Origin of the sequence: Desulforhopalus sp. IMCC35007 (genome assembly GCF_005116575.1) — a bacterium.
Classification (GTDB): Bacteria; Desulfobacterota; Desulfobulbia; order Desulfobulbales; family Desulfocapsaceae; genus Desulforhopalus_A.
Window position 1 is genome coordinate 134779 of record NZ_SWCN01000001.1, and the last position, 16470, is coordinate 151248.

Here is a 16470-nt window from a genome sequence, read left to right on the forward strand (position 1 = left end):
TGAAATTTACATATACTATATGAAACTTAGAGCATTGATGGAAAATTAAGCACTTTCTGATGGTGCGCTGATGTTTAGTGCCATTGAATTGGTTTATTCATTTGATCTGGTAGAACTCGTAGGATAGAAGATGGTGGCAGAAAAAAGTCCCGTAAAAAAAATTTGGATGCTAAGCCGGGAGTATGGGAGCCTGGCAGGGGCCGGAGGGGTAAAAGATGTTGTTTATCAATTGTCAAAGTCACTTGCTCGCTGGAGTGGCCGATCTGTTCACGTGGTATTGCCCCTATATGGCTTTATGTCCCCGGCAAGTCATGGATTCAAACCGCTCAGGGACCCGGTGCTGCCCGAACAAAAACTGCAATTTGCGGTGGAGATGAATCTTCCTGATGAGCAGGTGCAGGAACAGGTGTCCTTCTATTATGCCAAGCTTGAGAGGGTAAATGTCTATCTCGTGGATGCAGAACGGTTTTTAGAAAAAAAATCCGTTTATACCTACACAAAGAAAGAAGAAGCGGATAAATCCTGGCAGGTTGCGTCTACCGGTCACCACGACTATTTTGCGATGAACCTCCTGTTGCAAAAGAGTGCGCTCGAACTTATGGTGATACTTGGCGAAAAACCGGATGTCATACATTGTCATGACGGTCATACTGCGCTTGCTCCAGCACTGATACGCCAACTTGCCGGTTACAGCGCATTTTTTCGAGGTACAGGGTGTCTGACAACGATACATAACGCCGGATACGGTTACCATCAGGAAATTGCTGATATTCCCTATGCATTATCGATCACCGGTTTGCCTCAGGAGACGATTGCAAACAATCAGCTGGAAAATAAATTTGATCCTCTTTTGGTTGCAGGTGCTTTTGGTCTTTTAAACACGGTAAGTGAAAACTATGCTGCTGAACTGCAAAGTTCAGAACATGACCAGCTGACCGGTTGGCTTGGGCATGAACTGAGAAGGCGGGGGATTTTACTCGAAGGGATTACCAACGGGATTGATCCTGCTGATTTTTGCCCCATGGCTGAGAAAATTCCCCCAAAATACAGGTTTGATCCTTGCGATAAAAGCGATTCACTCAGCGGTAAAAAACGATGTAAGCAGTCCTTTCTCTCAAAGCTCACAGAAGATTCTCCATGGTCGGGGATTGAACAGTTTGGTTTTCTTGATGCGGAGGGTGATGGGCCTCTGTTTACCTTTATTGGCAGGTTGAGCGGGCAAAAGGGCGTTGATATTCTTCTGGAAGTCCTACCTGTATTTCTCAGCCAAAACAGTGGGGTGAAGGTCGCCATACTCGGAAGCGGAGAGGCTGAGATAGAATCCAGTCTTATTCACCTTGCCGGTAAAGAGAGTTTTCCGGGCAGAGTCTGCTATCTTAAGGGATATAATCCCCAGGTTGCAGATGAAGTCTACTGTGCTGGGGATTATTTTGTCATTCCGTCAAGATTTGAACCCTGCGGCTTGACGGATTTTATCGCGCAGCTTTATGGCAATATTCCCATTGTTCATCATGTGGGTGGCCTGGTTAAGGTGGTAGATGGTGAAACAGGTCTGGCCTATGGGGGCTCGGATCCCGGAGAGCTGTTACATGCACTTTCCAGAGCTATGGTGCTGGAAAAAGATCCTTTTCGAAAAAGGTCTATCCAGGAAAATGCGGTTGTAACGATAGAGAAAAAGTATACCTGGTCGAAAGTCATGTATAGTTATCTTGAATTGTATAAGAGAAGTTATGTGAGGCAGTTGGAGAATTTGAACGTATCAGTATAGGGCAGCTGAAATCGTATTGTCTCGCTTGTCTTGATTTTCATCGAAATGGCCTATATTAGAAGGGATTTAATATATTATTGAACAACACTGAAAAAATGTGTTTAAGCAGGTTTTACATCTTATTAACAACCGGTCTGTTGGAAAAATGGCTGGGGATAACAGGCGCTGAAAAAACAGAAGCCTGAACTCTAGGAGGAAAATATGGCAGTTAAAATAGGTATTAATGGTTTTGGTCGAATTGGCAGAAATATTTTCAGAGCGCTGTCAAAGGATCCAGCTTTTGCAGATATTGAAATTGTTGGAATTAATGATCTGACCGATAACGCGACTCTTGCTCACTTATTGAAGTACGACTCTGTCATGGGTGTCTACGATAAAGAAGTGGAGAGTAATGAGAAGGGTATCGTGGTTGATGGCAAACAGATCGCTGTCTCTGCGCACAAAAACCCTGCTGATATTCCATGGGGAGCTTTGGGCGTTGAGTACGTTGCTGAGTGTACCGGCATCTTCCGTGACGCAGAATCTGCCCAGGCGCATATCGATGCAGGGGCCTCGAAGGTTATTATTTCTGCTCCTGCCAAAGGAAGCGTGAAAACCTTTGTCATGGGCGTTAACGAAGACGAATACGATGCAACCGTTCATCATGTTGTCTCCAACGCCTCCTGTACAACAAACTGCCTGGCCCCGTTTGCCAAAGTCATTCTTGATAATTTTGGGATCAAAAGAGGGCTTATGACCACCGTCCATGCTTATACCGGTGACCAGAGACTTCTCGATTTTCCGCATTCTGATCCACGTAGAGCAAGGGCTGCGGCGCTTTCTATGATTCCAACAAAAACAGGCGCTGCCGCCGCTGTTTCTCTGGTGATTCCAGAGCTTAAGGGTAAATTTGACGGACTCGCGGTACGGGTACCTACCCCAACTGTATCCCTTGTTGATGCTGTTATGGAAGTGGAAAGAGAGACGACCGTGGAAGAGGTTAATCTGGCGTTGAAAGCAGCAGCTAGCCGCTATCTCGGTTATACTGAATTGCCATTGGTCTCCATTGACTTCCAGGGGGATCCCCGTTCTTCAATCATTGATGCCCAGTCGACAAAGGTTATCGGTTCAACGGTAAAAGTGATGAGCTGGTATGATAATGAATGGGGTTATTCCAACAGAATGCTCGATCTGATTTTGCACATGGAGGCCAATAAGGCCCTGTAGAATGAAGAAGAGTTACTAGCATTATTTCAGCGTCTTTGGAGAGTACTTCAAAGGCGCTTTTTCGTGTTTTATGTGCAGGTAGGAGGTCTGTTTATATCTTGGGCTTTCCGGCTCTGCAGACAAGCAATCTCAATGGGGATGAAGATGGGTATGGACAACAGGACTGAGAATGCGGCGATTGAGTCGGATGCACTAAAGGCTAATCTTCTTGAGACTGCAGGTCAGGTTGTGATTGACCCTGAGCTGTATTTGCTGCTTGAGGTCGTTGAGCCCTATAAGGGGCTCCACTCCACCCTGGAAAAACTGCTGTACGAGGTTTGTCACCCCTTTCGTAACTGGAAGCTGGTTCTTCCGCAGCTCAGAAGTTTTGTCCTGAAAAATATCAATTATTATCGGATACATCCAAAAGGACCAGAGACATTTGGTCTTTTTGCAGGTTTGTTTGTTGAGGCCCTCCACGACACTGCTCGTAATCCACAATTACTTGCCCAGTCGGTGAGTGCTGTTACGACCTGGCTGGATAAAATTCTGCAGAAATTCAATGTGGAGGATATGCGGCGCTTTGGGCCGGAACTGAGCCGTCTTTTTGATACGCTCAGCGGGTTGCGGGAAAAGGATAAGCCTATCCTGATGCAATTTGTCCAAGGTCAGTATCCTCTGTCAAAGCTGTCCAGGCGACTGTTTTCCCTGGGGCTTGGAAAAGAAGATGGTTTTGATTTCACCGCTTTTGCTCGGTTAATTAAAATAACCCAGGAACTCTGCTATGAGTACTGGCTCCATGAAGATGACCCGCTTCTCTGGTTTCTTGACCGCTGTTCAATTCCTGTTGCTGATTCTAAGTCCACCGAGTTGTTCGCAGCAATTTCCCATAAGGCTTTTCGCGAACACTTGGAGGTTTTGCGCCAGCTTGACATCAAGCATGATCCGACAGGCTGTATCGAGGAAATCCTGAACCTTCCCGATCATATTGAAATAGTCAAATATTACCGGGAAATGCCCAACAAGCTTGTGGCTGCTGAAGAGATATTCTGCAAGCTTGAAAATGACTACGATGTCTCAGTTCATTTTTTCAAAGAAAACAGAAAACTGCTTTTTCTCTTTAAAATCATGGACACGGAGGGGTTGTATCTGATTCATGAAGAGACTCTCCGCGAGGTAAACAGAAGTCTGGTGCAGCTGATCCGCCAGCAGAGTTTTGAAGAAATTGAAGAATTCCTGCTTACTACCTTCAAATTGCTTAAAGCCAATGTACAAAAATATCCGCACACATCCCTGCAGTGTATCCAGGTTCTTGGAGGTGAGGTTTTTGATCGTGGAAACAGCAGGATGGTCGAGGCGTTCCTTTGGGGTGTTGTGCGCTTTGGCTTTCAGCATGCCAGCGTGGTAGGGGTTGATGAAAACTGGCAACCTCTTGCAAATCCAGCCCATCTGGCCAATATCAGGGTCTGGCTGCATCTAATCATGCGTGAGCCGAAGTGGTGTTCTACGCTCTTTTCGGCGCTTATTATCCACCTGAAACTTTCCGGTACCTGCATAAAAGATACCGATCTCTTTCAGCGTGATATTACCCAGCTGCTCAATCATCCTATTGAACCTATCTATAACCTCTCCAAACAGTTTACGAAATTGATGCCGGTTTTTTTCAATGAGATCGGCTCAGAAGGAGAGTTGCGTGATGTGTCCACCGAGCTCGATGAGATTCATAAACGAAAAGATCTGCTCATTCATTTTTTACGCAAGCAGGGGCATGTTGAAAGTTCCAACCTCATTGTAGATTTTATTCAGGCAATCATCCTGTTCTGGAAAAGTGGTGACAAGAAGCTTCTTGCCACTTTTTTGCCGGAAGAGATCTACAGTCAACTTACCAGTCATGGTCTATATGTTGATGAACAGTTTGTCCTCAGTGGCAGGTTCTGGAGTGAGATGGGATTGAAGGAAGTTGAGGGTATAATCAGTCTTGATGAACAGCGGATTTCGGCTTTTCTAGAGGAGCAGAAGGATCTTTCGTCCACAGAGGTGCGGCGCTTTGAGCTGTTGATACAGATGTATAAGCTCCTGCATAAAAAATACAATCTTGGTTTTCAGCAGCTGCGAAGTGAGATTAGTCGCGCGGTCAATGATGGTTTTCCGGAGATGGAACCCCTTCTTTCAACCCTTGAGGATTCAGACACTGAGCAATGTCTTGATGCACTGTTGACCGCCCTTGAAGGGCTCAAAGAGATAATTTTGTCGGAAGAGCATTTTGAGGCCCGTGAGGATATCTATTATAAAAGACATATTGCAGTGGACATCCCTTCTGTGTACGGCCGCTACAAGGAACGGAAGTTTGATGCCCTCAGTCTCACCTATCGTCTGGAAAATCTGGCAAATATATATCTTGAAAAACTACCCGAAACGGTCAACCTGTCGATTATCACTCAGGCGACATTTTATAATATTGTTCACTGCATGAAGATGTATATCCGGGCGTTGTCTGTTGATGGAATTACCTCAAGACGGCTTATCGCCTATTTGATGATGCTGGAAAATTCCATAAAGATCCGCCGATTTTCCTATACCCAGTATCTTGATATTCTCCGGGGAATGTCTGATGGGGTAAAAGATATTATTTACGCGTTCTACACCAATATCCATCAAAACAATCTCTCTATCATCATCCCTCAGATTGGTGAAGAGAATATTCTCGACAAGCTGCATCATCTCTATGACAGTGAGGAGATGGGTACGACGATCCAACGTATTTCAGAAGTTTTTCTGCGTGAGTTGATCTCTTCAACCTTTGGTCTGCAACATCTGGATAATTTTATTTTAAGAATCCTGCAGACACTTGAGAGTCAAAAAGATCTTCTCGATCAGAAAAAGCTTGATTTGCTGATGACGTATAATCCGGAAAGAGCACTGTCCATGCTTCATCGGCCAAATCCTTTTACCGATAACCTCATCCACCTGGGAAACAAGGGGTTTAATCTGGCTACTTTAACCCGGCACGGAAAAAAAGTTCCGCCGGCTTTTGTCATAACGACAGAGGTCTTCAGGTGCAGGGAGATAGTTTTTGGCTACACCCACACCCGTGAGGAATTCATGAACCGGGTCAGAAGGGCGCTGTCCGAAATTGAGGAGCTGACCGGAAAGACCTTTGGTTCGTCTGATGCGCCACTCCTGTTATCGGTGAGGAGTGGTGGGGCAATCTCCATGCCAGGCATGATGGCCACGGCTCATAATGTGGGTTTTAACGAAGAAATCATCACAGAGTATGTAGAAAAACACGGTAACGATTATCTTGCCTGGGATAATTACAGACGCTTTCTTCAGTCCTGGGCGATGATTTCAGGGGTTGGTAGAGAGGATTTCCAGGTCCTTATGAATGAAGCGAAAGCCGCTGCCAAAGTGTCGCTGAAAAGGCATTTTTCTCCTGAACAAATGAAGGAACTGGCTCTTTCCTACCAAAAACTCACCAGGGAACGGGGCCTGGGGATACCCAGTGATCCCTGGCTGCAACTGGTTCATGCCATTGAACTTGTTCTTGATTCCTGGGGAACCCAGAAAGCACAGGAATACAGACGTATTATGGATGTTTCGGATGCCTGGGGAACTGCTGTTATCGTCCAGGCAATGGTCTATGGCAATAAAAGCGATCAGTCAGGTGCAGGGGTCGTTTTTACGGCGCATCCTTATCGAAAGGTGCGACGGGTTGCCCTTTGGGGGGATTACGCCTTTGGTGACCAGGGTGAGGATATTGTCTCCGGTCTGGTTTCAAGCTGCGCCATCTCGGTGGAGCAGGCACAGTTAGATGGTCGATCGGTGGAGGATTCTCTGGAGAGGCGTTTTCCGAAAATATACGCTGAACTTCTGGAGATTTCCCGTGAACTGGTCTATGAAAAGCGGTGGAATCCTCAGGAAATAGAGTTTACCTTTGAAGGTCCCGAGGCAGATGAATTGTATCTTCTGCAGACAAGAGATATGATAACCATTAAAAAGAAAGAGCATCTCAATGTTTTTGTTGAAAGTAAAGAGCTTGAAGCAGCTCACCTGGGTAAAGGGGTGGGAGTCTCGGGATCGGCTCTTTCTGGTCTGGCGGTTTTTACCGAAGAAAACATCCGGGAACTGAAAGAACAGAAGCCGGATATGCCGCTTATTCTGATCCGTCAGGATACTGTCCCTGAAGATATTAAGGTAGTGAGTCTCTCTGATGGATTGCTTACCTCCCGGGGGGGCCAGACATCCCATGCATCCGTGGTTGCTGTGCGCCTGGAAAAGACCTGCGTTGTTGGCTGCGGCAGTCTTAAGGTGTATGAAACTGAGCAATACTGTGAGATATCAGGGCAGCGTATTGCTTTTGGGGATCATATCTCAATAGACGGAAGAAATGGTCAGGTGCTTTCTGGAATCCATGAAATTGTCGAAGAGTATCATATTTTGCCAATTTAATTAAAGAGGTCAGTTAAATCGGTTTTTTCATGGCGTTTGACAATAGTCAGCGTTACAATGATTCAACTCATATCTAGAAAATTGACAGGCAAAAACGGCCAAGGACTCGGCGATTAGTGGTCCGGCTGAAATAACATAATGAGGTTAGATATAAGGGAGTATCTGATGTCTGCTGATGCTTTTAAAAAAGGACCAAAGTTGTTTTCACTTGCAAGAAAAAAAGCGATAGCTCTGGGTGTTTCGCAGGAAAAAGGTATTAAACTGGCAGAGCTGATCTGCCGCATTCAGGAAAAAGAGGGGAACGAGAGTTGCTATCGCAAGAGACCTGTTTGCCGGGAGACGGGGTGTTGCTGGCAGGCCTCATGCGGTGCTGAGATCATTGCTGGCTGATTAAGATTTACTGGCTTCTTTCTTCCGCGACACCAAGTTTTTTTAAGATAAAAGCCATAGGGCAGAACTTTGTCAAGCCGAACTGAAAGAGATTTAACCCAACGAATGCTGTGAAAAACAGCCAGTAACTGCTGTGGTAAATCGGACTTGCCTCCACTCCTAATAAAAGACTGAAAAGAATAAAAAAACCGGCAATTGTGTGTATCCAATCTGTAACAATCATAGTAATTTCTCCACAGTCAGTTCAAACATGATAACCATTTTTCTGCCTAAAAATTAGGACAGAAAAGTGTTCGCATTTTCTGAATCAACTCTAAAATTCTCTTATCTACTATTTTGTTGTAGATAAAATTCGCATCTTTACGAAAATCAATAATACCCTGGCTTCGAAGGATATTGAGATGCTGTGAAACATTGGCGTTTGTCGTTTTTACCTGGTCTCTGATCTCTCCCACTGAAAGCTCTTTATCCTGCAAGAGACAAAGAATTTTTAATCGAATGGGGTGGGACATTGATTTGAGTAATTTGGACATGGCATCAATTTGTTCGTCTTGCATCCTCTCACCTGAGTAAGTATTTCATCTTTTAGTTTAATAGCTGTTTCGCTTTTGTAAAGCATTTTTCTATATTAGTATCTCTGGTACCTGGAAACTGTCTGATAACATTTCATAACAACGAATTGACAGTACAATACAGCTCAAGGCAGGGATCGTGCAATATAAAAAGACGGTGGTGATTCTTTGAATTCTGGTGCCCTGTACCATCGGAGGGGAAGCGATTGGTGTTCTGTTGGAAAACTTCTCTGGCTATTGATTTCATAATTGCAGTTTTAAGGGTATATTGCCAGCTAGGGTTCATTTTTTTGACCATTTCGCACGATTGACTTGAATCTGCAAAGAGAAAGGAGTTTATTTACGGAACTTTTAGCTTTATAAGGAAACTGTCTGAGGAGGCGAGTGATGGAAAAAAAACGACTTGAGTCCGAATCGGTGTGCCTGCATGTTGTGGATGTTCAAAAGAGTCTCATGGCCAAAATAAACCGGGCTGAGGCCGTTGAGCAAAACATTGGTCTGCTCATCCAATGCTTTAAAATATTAAAGGCACCAATTCTTTCAAACACTCAGTACTTGAAAGGGCTTGGACCTTATCTGGCATCGCTGCAAGCCCTTGTGGCAGATGTTCCTCAGTTTGACAAGGTCACCTTTAGCGCTGCAGCCGACCCTGCGACCATGAAGCATCTGAACAGTCTGAAACCGGCTCTGAAGACTGTTGTTTTGGTGGGAGTTGAAACCCATATCTGTGTATATCAGACGGCGATGGATCTCATCGATAGTGGTTTTTCCGTCTGGGTTGTAGAAGATGCAGTCTCGGCCAGAAATGTATCTGATCATAAGACTGGGCTCATGCGCATGCACAGTATTGGAGCTGCAATCGGCTCAACTGAAATGCTCATATACGAACTTTTAGGTCGGGCCGGAACCAGTCAGTTTAAGGAAATACTACCGTTTATTATTGAGCGGGATAGAAATGCATCCCACTAAGAAAATTAAGCGCTACTTCCAGGGGAATCAGACTGCGAAGTGGTAGAAAATGAACATTATCATGTCTTGTAGAATATTATGAAAGGAAATGAAATTCGCAGCAGGTTTCTTGCCTACTTTACTGAAAAAGGTCACACCGTAGTAGATAGTTCTTCGCTTGTGCCAAAAGATGACCCGACACTGCTGTTTACCAATGCGGGTATGGTACAGTTCAAAACCGTTTTTATGGGTGAGGATAAACGGGATTACAGCAGGGCGGTGACGAGTCAGCGGTGCGTTCGCGCAGGCGGAAAGCATAACGATCTTGAAAACGTTGGTTACACTGCAAGACATCATACTTTTTTTGAAATGCTTGGGAATTTTTCTTTCGGGGATTATTTCAAAGAAGACGCTATTCGATTTGCCTGGGAATTTTTAACCCGTGAGTTGGGTGTTGACGCCTCTAAACTCTGGGTCTCGATTTTTGAGGACGATGATGAAGCTGAAGAGTTGTGGAAAAAAATTGAAGAGTTACCCAAGGGACGTATTGTCCGGATGGGTGAAAAAGATAATTTTTGGGCCATGGGTGATACGGGCCCCTGTGGACCATGCTCTGAAATTCATATAGATCAGGGTATTGAAGCGGGTTGTGGCCGTGCCGATTGTGCCCTTGGTTGCGATTGCGACAGGTTTCTTGAGCTCTGGAATCTGGTATTCATGCAGTTTAACCGCGCAGAAGACGGGACCCTGACCAGGCTGCCAAAGCCAAGTATTGACACAGGTATGGGCCTTGAGCGGGTTGCAGCGGTGCTTCAGGGGAAATTCAATAACTATGAATCCGATCTTTTTACCCCGATTATTGGCCGTCTTGAAGAATTATCCGGCAAAAAATATGGCGACAGCCCCCAGTTCGATACAGCCATGAGGGTTATCGCGGACCATGCGCGGGCAACAACATTTCTCGTGTCAGATGGTGTTCTGCCATCCAACGAGGGGCGAGGATATGTCCTGCGAAGGATTATGCGCCGTGCGGTTCGTTACGGTAAATATCTGGGGCTTGAGAAACCATTTTTGGAAGATGTCACCCGTGTTGTTGTCGCTGAAATGGATCATGCCTACCCCCAGTTGCTGACGACGGATTCGCTGTTGGTAAAAGTTGTCAACAACGAGGAGGAGCGTTTTCGGGAAACCCTGGAGCATGGACTGGCTCTTCTTGATGAAGAAATGGCCCGTTTGCGTGGGGCTGGAGAAAAAACAGTTTCTGGAACATTTATTTTTAAACTGTACGACACCTTTGGTTTTCCCTTTGATATTGTTCGTGATATTGCTCTCGAAAAAGGCTACGGCTTTGATGAAGAAGGTTTTCTCAAAGAGATGGAAAACCAGAGAACCAAATCAAGAAAGTCGCGAAAAGGCGAGGGGGTGAAACTTCTCGGAGAAGGAGTGAAGAGTATTGCCGAGGCAGGCAAACGTTCATCGTTTACCGGATACAGCGAGCTTGAGGAATGGTCGACGGTCAGTGCCTTACTGGATGCATCCGGTGCTCGGGTAACGGAGCTTAAAGCAGGAGAAAAAGGACAAATGTTTGTAGATGTGACTCCTTTTTATGCGGAATCTGGTGGCCAGGCTGGCGATGTTGGAAATGTGAGTTGGGATGGTGGACGAGCACTGGTGAAAAACACCTCTGTTGAAGGTGATAAAATCATTCTCCATAGCATCGAAGTCGAGGAAGGTGTTCTTGGCGTGGGAATGAAGATCAACCTTAAGGTCTCCGTCGAGATTCGAAGAGCCTCTGCAGCCCACCATACCGCGACACATCTACTCCATGCAGCTCTTCGTCAGGTGCTGGGAGATCATGTTAAGCAGGCAGGTTCTCTGGTTGGCCCGGAACGACTACGTTTTGATTTTACCCATTTCTCTCCGGTGTCCGCCGAAGAGCTCCAGCAGATTGAATTATTGGTCAATCAGAAAATCTGGGAAAACCAGCCAGTAAATACCCGTCTGCTTGACCGTGAGGAGGCCCTCCAGGAAGGAGCAATGGCCCTATTTGGAGAAAAATATGAAGAAAAGGTTCGAGTAGTCTCGGTGTCTGACTTCAGTAAAGAGCTTTGCGGTGGAACCCATGTCAGCGCAGCAGGTGACATAGGTGTTTTTAAAATTCAGTCGGAGGCGGGGATTGCCGCTGGTGTAAGACGGATAGAAGCACTCGCGGGAAAGGTTGCTTTTGAAGACATACAGCGTGTTTATGCCGGTCAGAAAAAGGCGGTGGAACTCCTCAATGCGCAAAGCAGTTCGGATGCAGTAGCCAGGGTTGAGCAGTTGCTTTCCCATGTAAAAGAGCTGGAAAAACAGGTTGCTGGCCTGTCAAGGCAACTCGCAAGTTCAGATCTGGATTCTGTTTTGGCGGGGGGAGAGGATATTGATGGTATCAAAGTGATCGCAGCAGAGATCCCCCTCGATAGTTCCAAAACTCTTCGTGAGGTTGGAGATAAGTTGCGTGAGAGCCTTGGTTCAGGAGTGGCGGTGCTTGGTGGAGCTATAAACGGCAAAGCCGCTATTCTTGCCATTGTCAGTAAAGATCTCACTTCCAGAATTAAAGCGGGTGAACTGGTGAGTCGTGTAGCCCAGGTGGTTGGCGGTAAAGGCGGAGGGCGGCCGGACATGGCACAGGCCGGAGGACCCATGGTTGATAAACTGTCTGAAGCAATAAAGTCAGTGCCTAGCGCGGTAAAGGAGATTCTTTCTCAGAAATAATAGAAAGACTTCACTGGTTGACCACCCATGGTTGGAAAGTGCGGTATCCGCAAAACAGAGTATGGGTGGTTATCTGTAGAGCAGGGCTTGAAAGAGATAAAATAGTTGACAGAATTCTATATCTACAGTACTAATTTTTTGCTATTGTGAATGGTGGTTCATTTTATTGACAGCCATAGAACCCTCAGATATTTATCGATTTAGACCACGCGCGGTTATCATTCATTTGACGTAAATGGATGTTTAGTTTTTTTCGTTTTCTTAGTTAACTAGGAGTACTAACATGATTACGACGGATATCACCTTAGTTATTCAGATTGTTAACATGATTGTTCTCATGTTTATCCTCAATCGGGTTCTTTATACGCCAGTAAGGAACATCCTGAAAGAGAGATCTGAAAAGCTACGGGGCATGCAGGAAGAGATCTCTCTCTTTGAGAAGAATGCAAAGCTCCGACAAGAAGAAGTTGATGCGAAAATGGCACAGGCCTCTGGCAAGGCCAAGGCAGCCCTTGACTCAGCAAGATCTGAGGCTCAAGCGGCTGGAGACGCAAAATTGGCGGCAATCAAGGCGGATGCCGATGCAGCAAAGAATGAAAAACTTGCTGCACTCAGGGCTGACATCGAGAGTGCTAGAAAGAGTTTGCAAGACGGGCTTGATGATTTTGCAAATCAAATGGCAAGTAAAATTCTTGGGAGGAGCCTGTAATCATGATTGGAGTGAAAAAAATCGCGGGCCTCGTGAGCCTGCTGACATTGACACTTTGGTTTGCTCTGTCCTTTGGAACAGTGTTTGCCTCAAGTGAAGCTGTCCACGCACCGGCAGCCGCAGATCATGCGGCGGTTTCAGCTGATACTCATGGTGACGCTGCACAAGCTGCAGAGGCCACAGATGCTCATGCAGGTGGACATGCTGTATCCAATAGCCTTTCCGGAGCAAAGCTGAAAGATCTCGGCTGGAGGATTGTCAACTTCATTGCCCTGATGATCATTTTAGTCAAGTTTGGCGCAAAGCCTATTGGCTCTGGTCTTTCTGCCAGACGTACCAAAATTAAAGATGAGATCGAGAGCCTGGAAAGGAAAAAAGTCGAGGCTGAAAAATCATATAATGATTTTCAGACGAAACTGGCATCTGTCGAGTCTGAGATTGACAAGGTGGTAGATCGCGCGATAGCCCAGGCCGAAGTAGAAAAACAGAAAATTCTCGACAAGGCAGAGCAAGGTGCGGAAGAGATAATGCGCTCTGCTGAAATGGCTGTACAGAATGAAATTACACAGGCCCGTCGCATTCTCAAAAACGATGCCGCTGAGCAGGCAGCTGTGATCGCTGAGCAGCTTATCATCAAAAATCTTACCGCAGATGATCAGGTAAAGATTATTGAAAATTATTTAGATAAAGTGGGGGCCGTACAGTGAAACAGACAATCCTCGCAAAAAGATATGCTAAGGCAATTTTCACGATAGGACAGGAACAGGGGAATTATGAACAGTACCATGAGGTGCTGCAGGGACTTGCCGGTCTCTTCGCCGAAACCCCCGAATTTGCAGATGCCCTGACCAATCCCCTCTACCCCATGGAAGTAAAAGAGAAAGTGATGACAGGTATTGTCGCCTCGATGGGAGTCGATACGGTCATGGGGAACTTCCTGAATCTTTTAGTTCAGAAAAAGCGAGCAGAAATATTGCCGGAAATAGCAGACGCCTATAAGACCATGGTTGATGAAGCGAAAAACATCAGTCATGGCAATGTTATTTCAGCGGTTGAGCTGAGCGACGAATTGAAAGCCAATATTCAAACAGTTTTAGAAAAGTTAACAGGCAAGAAAGTTGAACTCTCTATAAGCGTAGATCCTTCAATCATTGGTGGTATGGTCGCCAAGGTTGGTGATCTGGTTTTGGACGGGAGCATTAAAACACAGCTTGCAGGTTTAAAAGATTCCATTAAGGGGAGAGAATAGATGCAGATCAAAGCCGCAGAAATTAGTCAGATAATCAAAGATCAGATTGGGGCCTACGAAACCAGCGTTGATCTCAACGAGACTGGAACGGTAATCTCAGTAGGTGACGGTATCGCACGTGTTTACGGCGTGCAGAATTGTATGGCTATGGAGCTTCTTGAGTTTCCGGGAGGAATCATGGGCCTTGCACTTAACCTTGAGGCAGACAACGTAGGTTGTGCTGTACTTGGTAATGTTTCAGGTATCAAGGAAGGCGATATTGTAAAACGTACCGGTAAAATTGCAGAGGTTCCTGTAGGGCCCGCAATGGCAGGTCGTGTTGTAGATGGTCTCGGAGTGCCAATTGATGGTCTTGGACCAATCAACTCTGAACTTACCTCTAAAATAGAGGTGTTAGCTCCTGGAGTTATTGCTAGAAAAGGTGTTCATGAACCATGTTACACCGGTGCTAAAGCAGTCGACGCCATGACACCTGTTGGTAAAGGACAGCGTGAGTTGGTTATTGGCGATCGCCAGATCGGAAAAACAGCTCTCTGCGTAGATGCTATCATCGCTCAGAAAAATACTGATGTTCACTGTATTTATGTCGCTGTTGGACAGAAAAAATCCACAGTTGCCCTGGTTGTTGAGGCGCTCAGAAAGCATGGTGCCATGGAGTACACCACCGTCGTATCAGCTTGTGCCTCCGACCCAGCTCCAATGCAGTACATTGCACCTTTCGCTGGTTGTTCCATGGGTGAGTACTACCGTGATAACGGAATGCATGCCCTGATTATTTATGATGATCTCTCCAAGCAGGCTGTAGCCTATCGTGAACTTTCACTGCTTCTCAGACGTCCACCAGGTCGTGAAGCGTATCCTGGAGATATTTTCTTTAACCACTCCCGTCTTCTTGAGCGTGCTTCAAAAGTAAATGATGAGCTCGGTGCTGGTTCACTTACCGCACTGCCAATCATTGAGACCCAGGCGGGTGATGTTTCCGCTTTTATTCCTACAAACGTTATCTCTATTACAGATGGCCAGGTTTACCTTGAGCCAAACCTGTTCTTTTCTGGTGTCCGTCCAGCCATTAACGTTGGTCTTTCTGTTTCCCGTGTTGGTGGTTCCGCCCAGGTAAAAGCCATGAAGCAGGTCGCCGGTACGCTCCGTCTTGATCTCGCACAGTATCGTGAGCTCGCAGCGTTTGCGGCTTTTGGTTCAGATCTTGATGCTTCCACCCAGGCAAAACTTACCCGTGGTGAGAGGCTCGTTGAGATTCTCAAGCAACCACAATATCAGCCACTGCCAATGGAAAAGCAGGTTACCATTATTTATGCGGGTTCCAATGGATACCTGGATACTCTGCCTGTTGATACTCTGGCTGATTATGAGAGCGAGCTCTATAGCTATATTGAGTCCAATGAGCCATCAATCTTCTCTGATCTGGTAGCAGAAGAAAAATTCACTGATGCAATCAAAGAGAAACTCAACAAGGTACTGACCAGCTTTGGTGATACTTTCAAGGCATCTAAAGGTCTAAAATAATCTGAAAAGGTCAAGATATGGCGAGTCTAAAAGAAGTAAAAACAAAGATCGCAGGCGTCAAAAAGACGGCCCAGATCACCAAAGCCATGAACATGGTCGCCGCGGCAAAGCTCCGCGGTGCCCAGGAAAAAATGGAATCCTTTAGACCTTATACCGCTAAATTCAACGATGCGATGTCCAACCTTTCTGGTGGCGCCAATACAAATGCATTTCCTTTGATGGAAGAGCGTGCTGTAAAGGCCGTCGAACTTGTGGTTGTAACCTCGGATCGTGGACTGTGCGGCTCGTTCAACGCGAATATCGTCAAGCTGGTAATGAAAAAGATTGACGAATATGAGTCTGAAGGAAAAACCGTTAGCTTGGTCTGTGTCGGGAAAAAAGGACATCAGCTTCTGAAAAAAACAGGAAAAGTCAGGAAAAGTTACCGTGATATAATGGGTAACTTCCAGATGTTCAATGCACGTGAAATTGCAACTGATCTGACCCAGCAGTTTCTTGGTGGTAACAGCGATAAGGTTGAGATCATTTATGGCGCTTTTCAGTCTGTAGCGCGACAGGTTCCAGCGATGTCCTCATTTCTTCCTGTTCAACCCGTTGAAGCGGAAGAAAATGCTGCGCCCAAAATATCCGGTGATTACATCTATGAGCCTTCAACTGAAGAAATTATGGATGTTCTGCAGCCACTGTATCTCAATGTCGTTATCTACCACGCCATGCTCGAAGTTGGTGCATGTGAACACGCAGCACGTATGACTGCAATGGACAATGCAACCAGCGCATGTAAAGACATCGTGGCTAATTTGACTGTTGTGTACAATAAGGCACGACAGGCAGCGGTAACAAATGAGCTTATGGACATTGTTGGCGGTGCAGAAGCCCTTAAATAATAATTTATCATATTGATAATCTAAGACTTTTTAGG

General features: G+C 45.7%; 13 protein-coding genes. 11 read left to right on the forward strand and 2 right to left on the reverse strand.

The window, feature by feature from the left end; genetic code table 11:
• The first annotated feature begins 130 nt into the window (after positions 1 to 130).
• The 4 genes from FCL48_RS00610 (at position 131) to FCL48_RS00625 (ending at position 7792) form a co-directional block, all read left to right on the forward strand.
• Complete coding sequence (locus FCL48_RS00610; protein ID WP_240744697.1) at positions 131 to 1768, forward strand: glycogen synthase; 1638 nt, start codon at positions 131 to 133, stop codon at positions 1766 to 1768.
• A gap of 201 nt (positions 1769 to 1969) precedes the next feature.
• Positions 1970 to 2974 (forward strand): type I glyceraldehyde-3-phosphate dehydrogenase, encoded by a 1005-nt coding sequence (gene gap, locus FCL48_RS00615; RefSeq protein WP_136870297.1) that lies wholly within the window; start codon positions 1970 to 1972, stop codon positions 2972 to 2974.
• A 150-nt stretch (positions 2975 to 3124) separates the two neighbouring features.
• Positions 3125 to 7402, forward strand: coding sequence for a PEP/pyruvate-binding domain-containing protein (locus tag FCL48_RS00620; protein WP_136870298.1), 4278 nt, complete (start codon positions 3125 to 3127; stop codon positions 7400 to 7402).
• 165 nt (positions 7403 to 7567) lie between these two features.
• The gene (locus FCL48_RS00625; protein WP_136870299.1) at positions 7568 to 7792 is read left to right on the forward strand and encodes a hypothetical protein; all 225 of its coding nucleotides are present in this window, start codon (positions 7568 to 7570) and stop codon (positions 7790 to 7792) included.
• Between the two features lie 7 nt (positions 7793 to 7799).
• On the opposite strand, the gene FCL48_RS00630 is transcribed toward FCL48_RS00625, so the two are convergent.
• Both FCL48_RS00630 and FCL48_RS00635 read right to left on the reverse strand, forming a co-directional pair.
• Positions 7800 to 8015 carry a DUF2892 domain-containing protein gene (locus FCL48_RS00630; protein WP_136870300.1) on the reverse strand — a complete coding sequence of 72 codons (216 nt, stop codon included), beginning with the start codon at positions 8013 to 8015 and terminating at the stop codon, positions 7800 to 7802.
• A 46-nt stretch (positions 8016 to 8061) separates the two neighbouring features.
• Positions 8062 to 8349: a metalloregulator ArsR/SmtB family transcription factor gene (locus FCL48_RS00635; RefSeq protein WP_136870301.1), complete on the reverse strand. Its 288-nt coding sequence runs from the start codon at positions 8347 to 8349 to the stop codon at positions 8062 to 8064.
• Positions 8350 to 8751: 402 nt separating this feature from the next.
• On the opposite strand from FCL48_RS00635, the gene FCL48_RS00640 reads away from it, so the two are divergent.
• The 7 genes from FCL48_RS00640 (at position 8752) to atpG (ending at position 16435) form a co-directional block, all read left to right on the forward strand.
• Positions 8752 to 9333 (forward strand): isochorismatase family protein, encoded by a 582-nt coding sequence (locus FCL48_RS00640; RefSeq protein WP_136870302.1) that lies wholly within the window; start codon positions 8752 to 8754, stop codon positions 9331 to 9333.
• 78 nt (positions 9334 to 9411) lie between these two features.
• Positions 9412 to 12066 (forward strand): alanine--tRNA ligase, encoded by a 2655-nt coding sequence (gene alaS / locus FCL48_RS00645; RefSeq protein WP_136870303.1) that lies wholly within the window; start codon positions 9412 to 9414, stop codon positions 12064 to 12066.
• A gap of 283 nt (positions 12067 to 12349) precedes the next feature.
• Positions 12350 to 12775, forward strand: coding sequence for an ATP synthase F0 subunit B (locus tag FCL48_RS00650; RefSeq protein WP_136870304.1), 426 nt, complete (start codon positions 12350 to 12352; stop codon positions 12773 to 12775).
• 2 nt (positions 12776 to 12777) lie between these two features.
• Entirely contained in the window at positions 12778 to 13482 is a 705-nt protein-coding gene (locus tag FCL48_RS00655; RefSeq protein ID WP_136870305.1) for an ATP synthase F0 subunit B, read from the forward strand.
• Positions 13479 to 14024: a F0F1 ATP synthase subunit delta gene (locus FCL48_RS00660; RefSeq protein WP_136870306.1), complete on the forward strand. Its 546-nt coding sequence runs from the start codon at positions 13479 to 13481 to the stop codon at positions 14022 to 14024. Before FCL48_RS00655 ends, FCL48_RS00660 begins: the two co-directional genes overlap by 4 nt.
• A complete protein-coding gene (gene atpA, locus FCL48_RS00665) occupies positions 14025 to 15548 on the forward strand; it encodes a F0F1 ATP synthase subunit alpha (protein WP_136870307.1) in 1524 nt (507 codons plus the stop codon).
• 17 nt (positions 15549 to 15565) lie between these two features.
• Positions 15566 to 16435, forward strand: coding sequence for an ATP synthase F1 subunit gamma (atpG, locus tag FCL48_RS00670; RefSeq protein WP_136870308.1), 870 nt, complete (start codon positions 15566 to 15568; stop codon positions 16433 to 16435).
• Positions 16436 to 16470: the final 35 nt, after the last annotated feature.

Coding starts and splice junctions, on each gene's coding strand:
- FCL48_RS00610 (WP_240744697.1), top strand. CDS start 131: ATGGTGGCAGAAAAAAGTCCCGTAAAAAAAATTTGGATGCTAAGCCGG.
- gap (WP_136870297.1), top strand. CDS start 1,970: ATGGCAGTTAAAATAGGTATTAATGGTTTTGGTCGAATTGGCAGAAAT.
- FCL48_RS00620 (WP_136870298.1), top strand. CDS start 3,125: ATGGACAACAGGACTGAGAATGCGGCGATTGAGTCGGATGCACTAAAG.
- FCL48_RS00625 (WP_136870299.1), top strand. CDS start 7,568: ATGTCTGCTGATGCTTTTAAAAAAGGACCAAAGTTGTTTTCACTTGCA.
- FCL48_RS00630 (WP_136870300.1), bottom strand. CDS start 8,015: ATGATTGTTACAGATTGGATACACACAATTGCCGGTTTTTTTATTCTT.
- FCL48_RS00635 (WP_136870301.1), bottom strand. CDS start 8,349: ATGCAAGACGAACAAATTGATGCCATGTCCAAATTACTCAAATCAATG.
- FCL48_RS00640 (WP_136870302.1), top strand. CDS start 8,752: ATGGAAAAAAAACGACTTGAGTCCGAATCGGTGTGCCTGCATGTTGTG.
- alaS (WP_136870303.1), top strand. CDS start 9,412: ATGAAAGGAAATGAAATTCGCAGCAGGTTTCTTGCCTACTTTACTGAA.
- FCL48_RS00650 (WP_136870304.1), top strand. CDS start 12,350: ATGATTACGACGGATATCACCTTAGTTATTCAGATTGTTAACATGATT.
- FCL48_RS00655 (WP_136870305.1), top strand. CDS start 12,778: ATGATTGGAGTGAAAAAAATCGCGGGCCTCGTGAGCCTGCTGACATTG.
- atpA (WP_136870307.1), top strand. CDS start 14,025: ATGCAGATCAAAGCCGCAGAAATTAGTCAGATAATCAAAGATCAGATT.
- atpG (WP_136870308.1), top strand. CDS start 15,566: ATGGCGAGTCTAAAAGAAGTAAAAACAAAGATCGCAGGCGTCAAAAAG.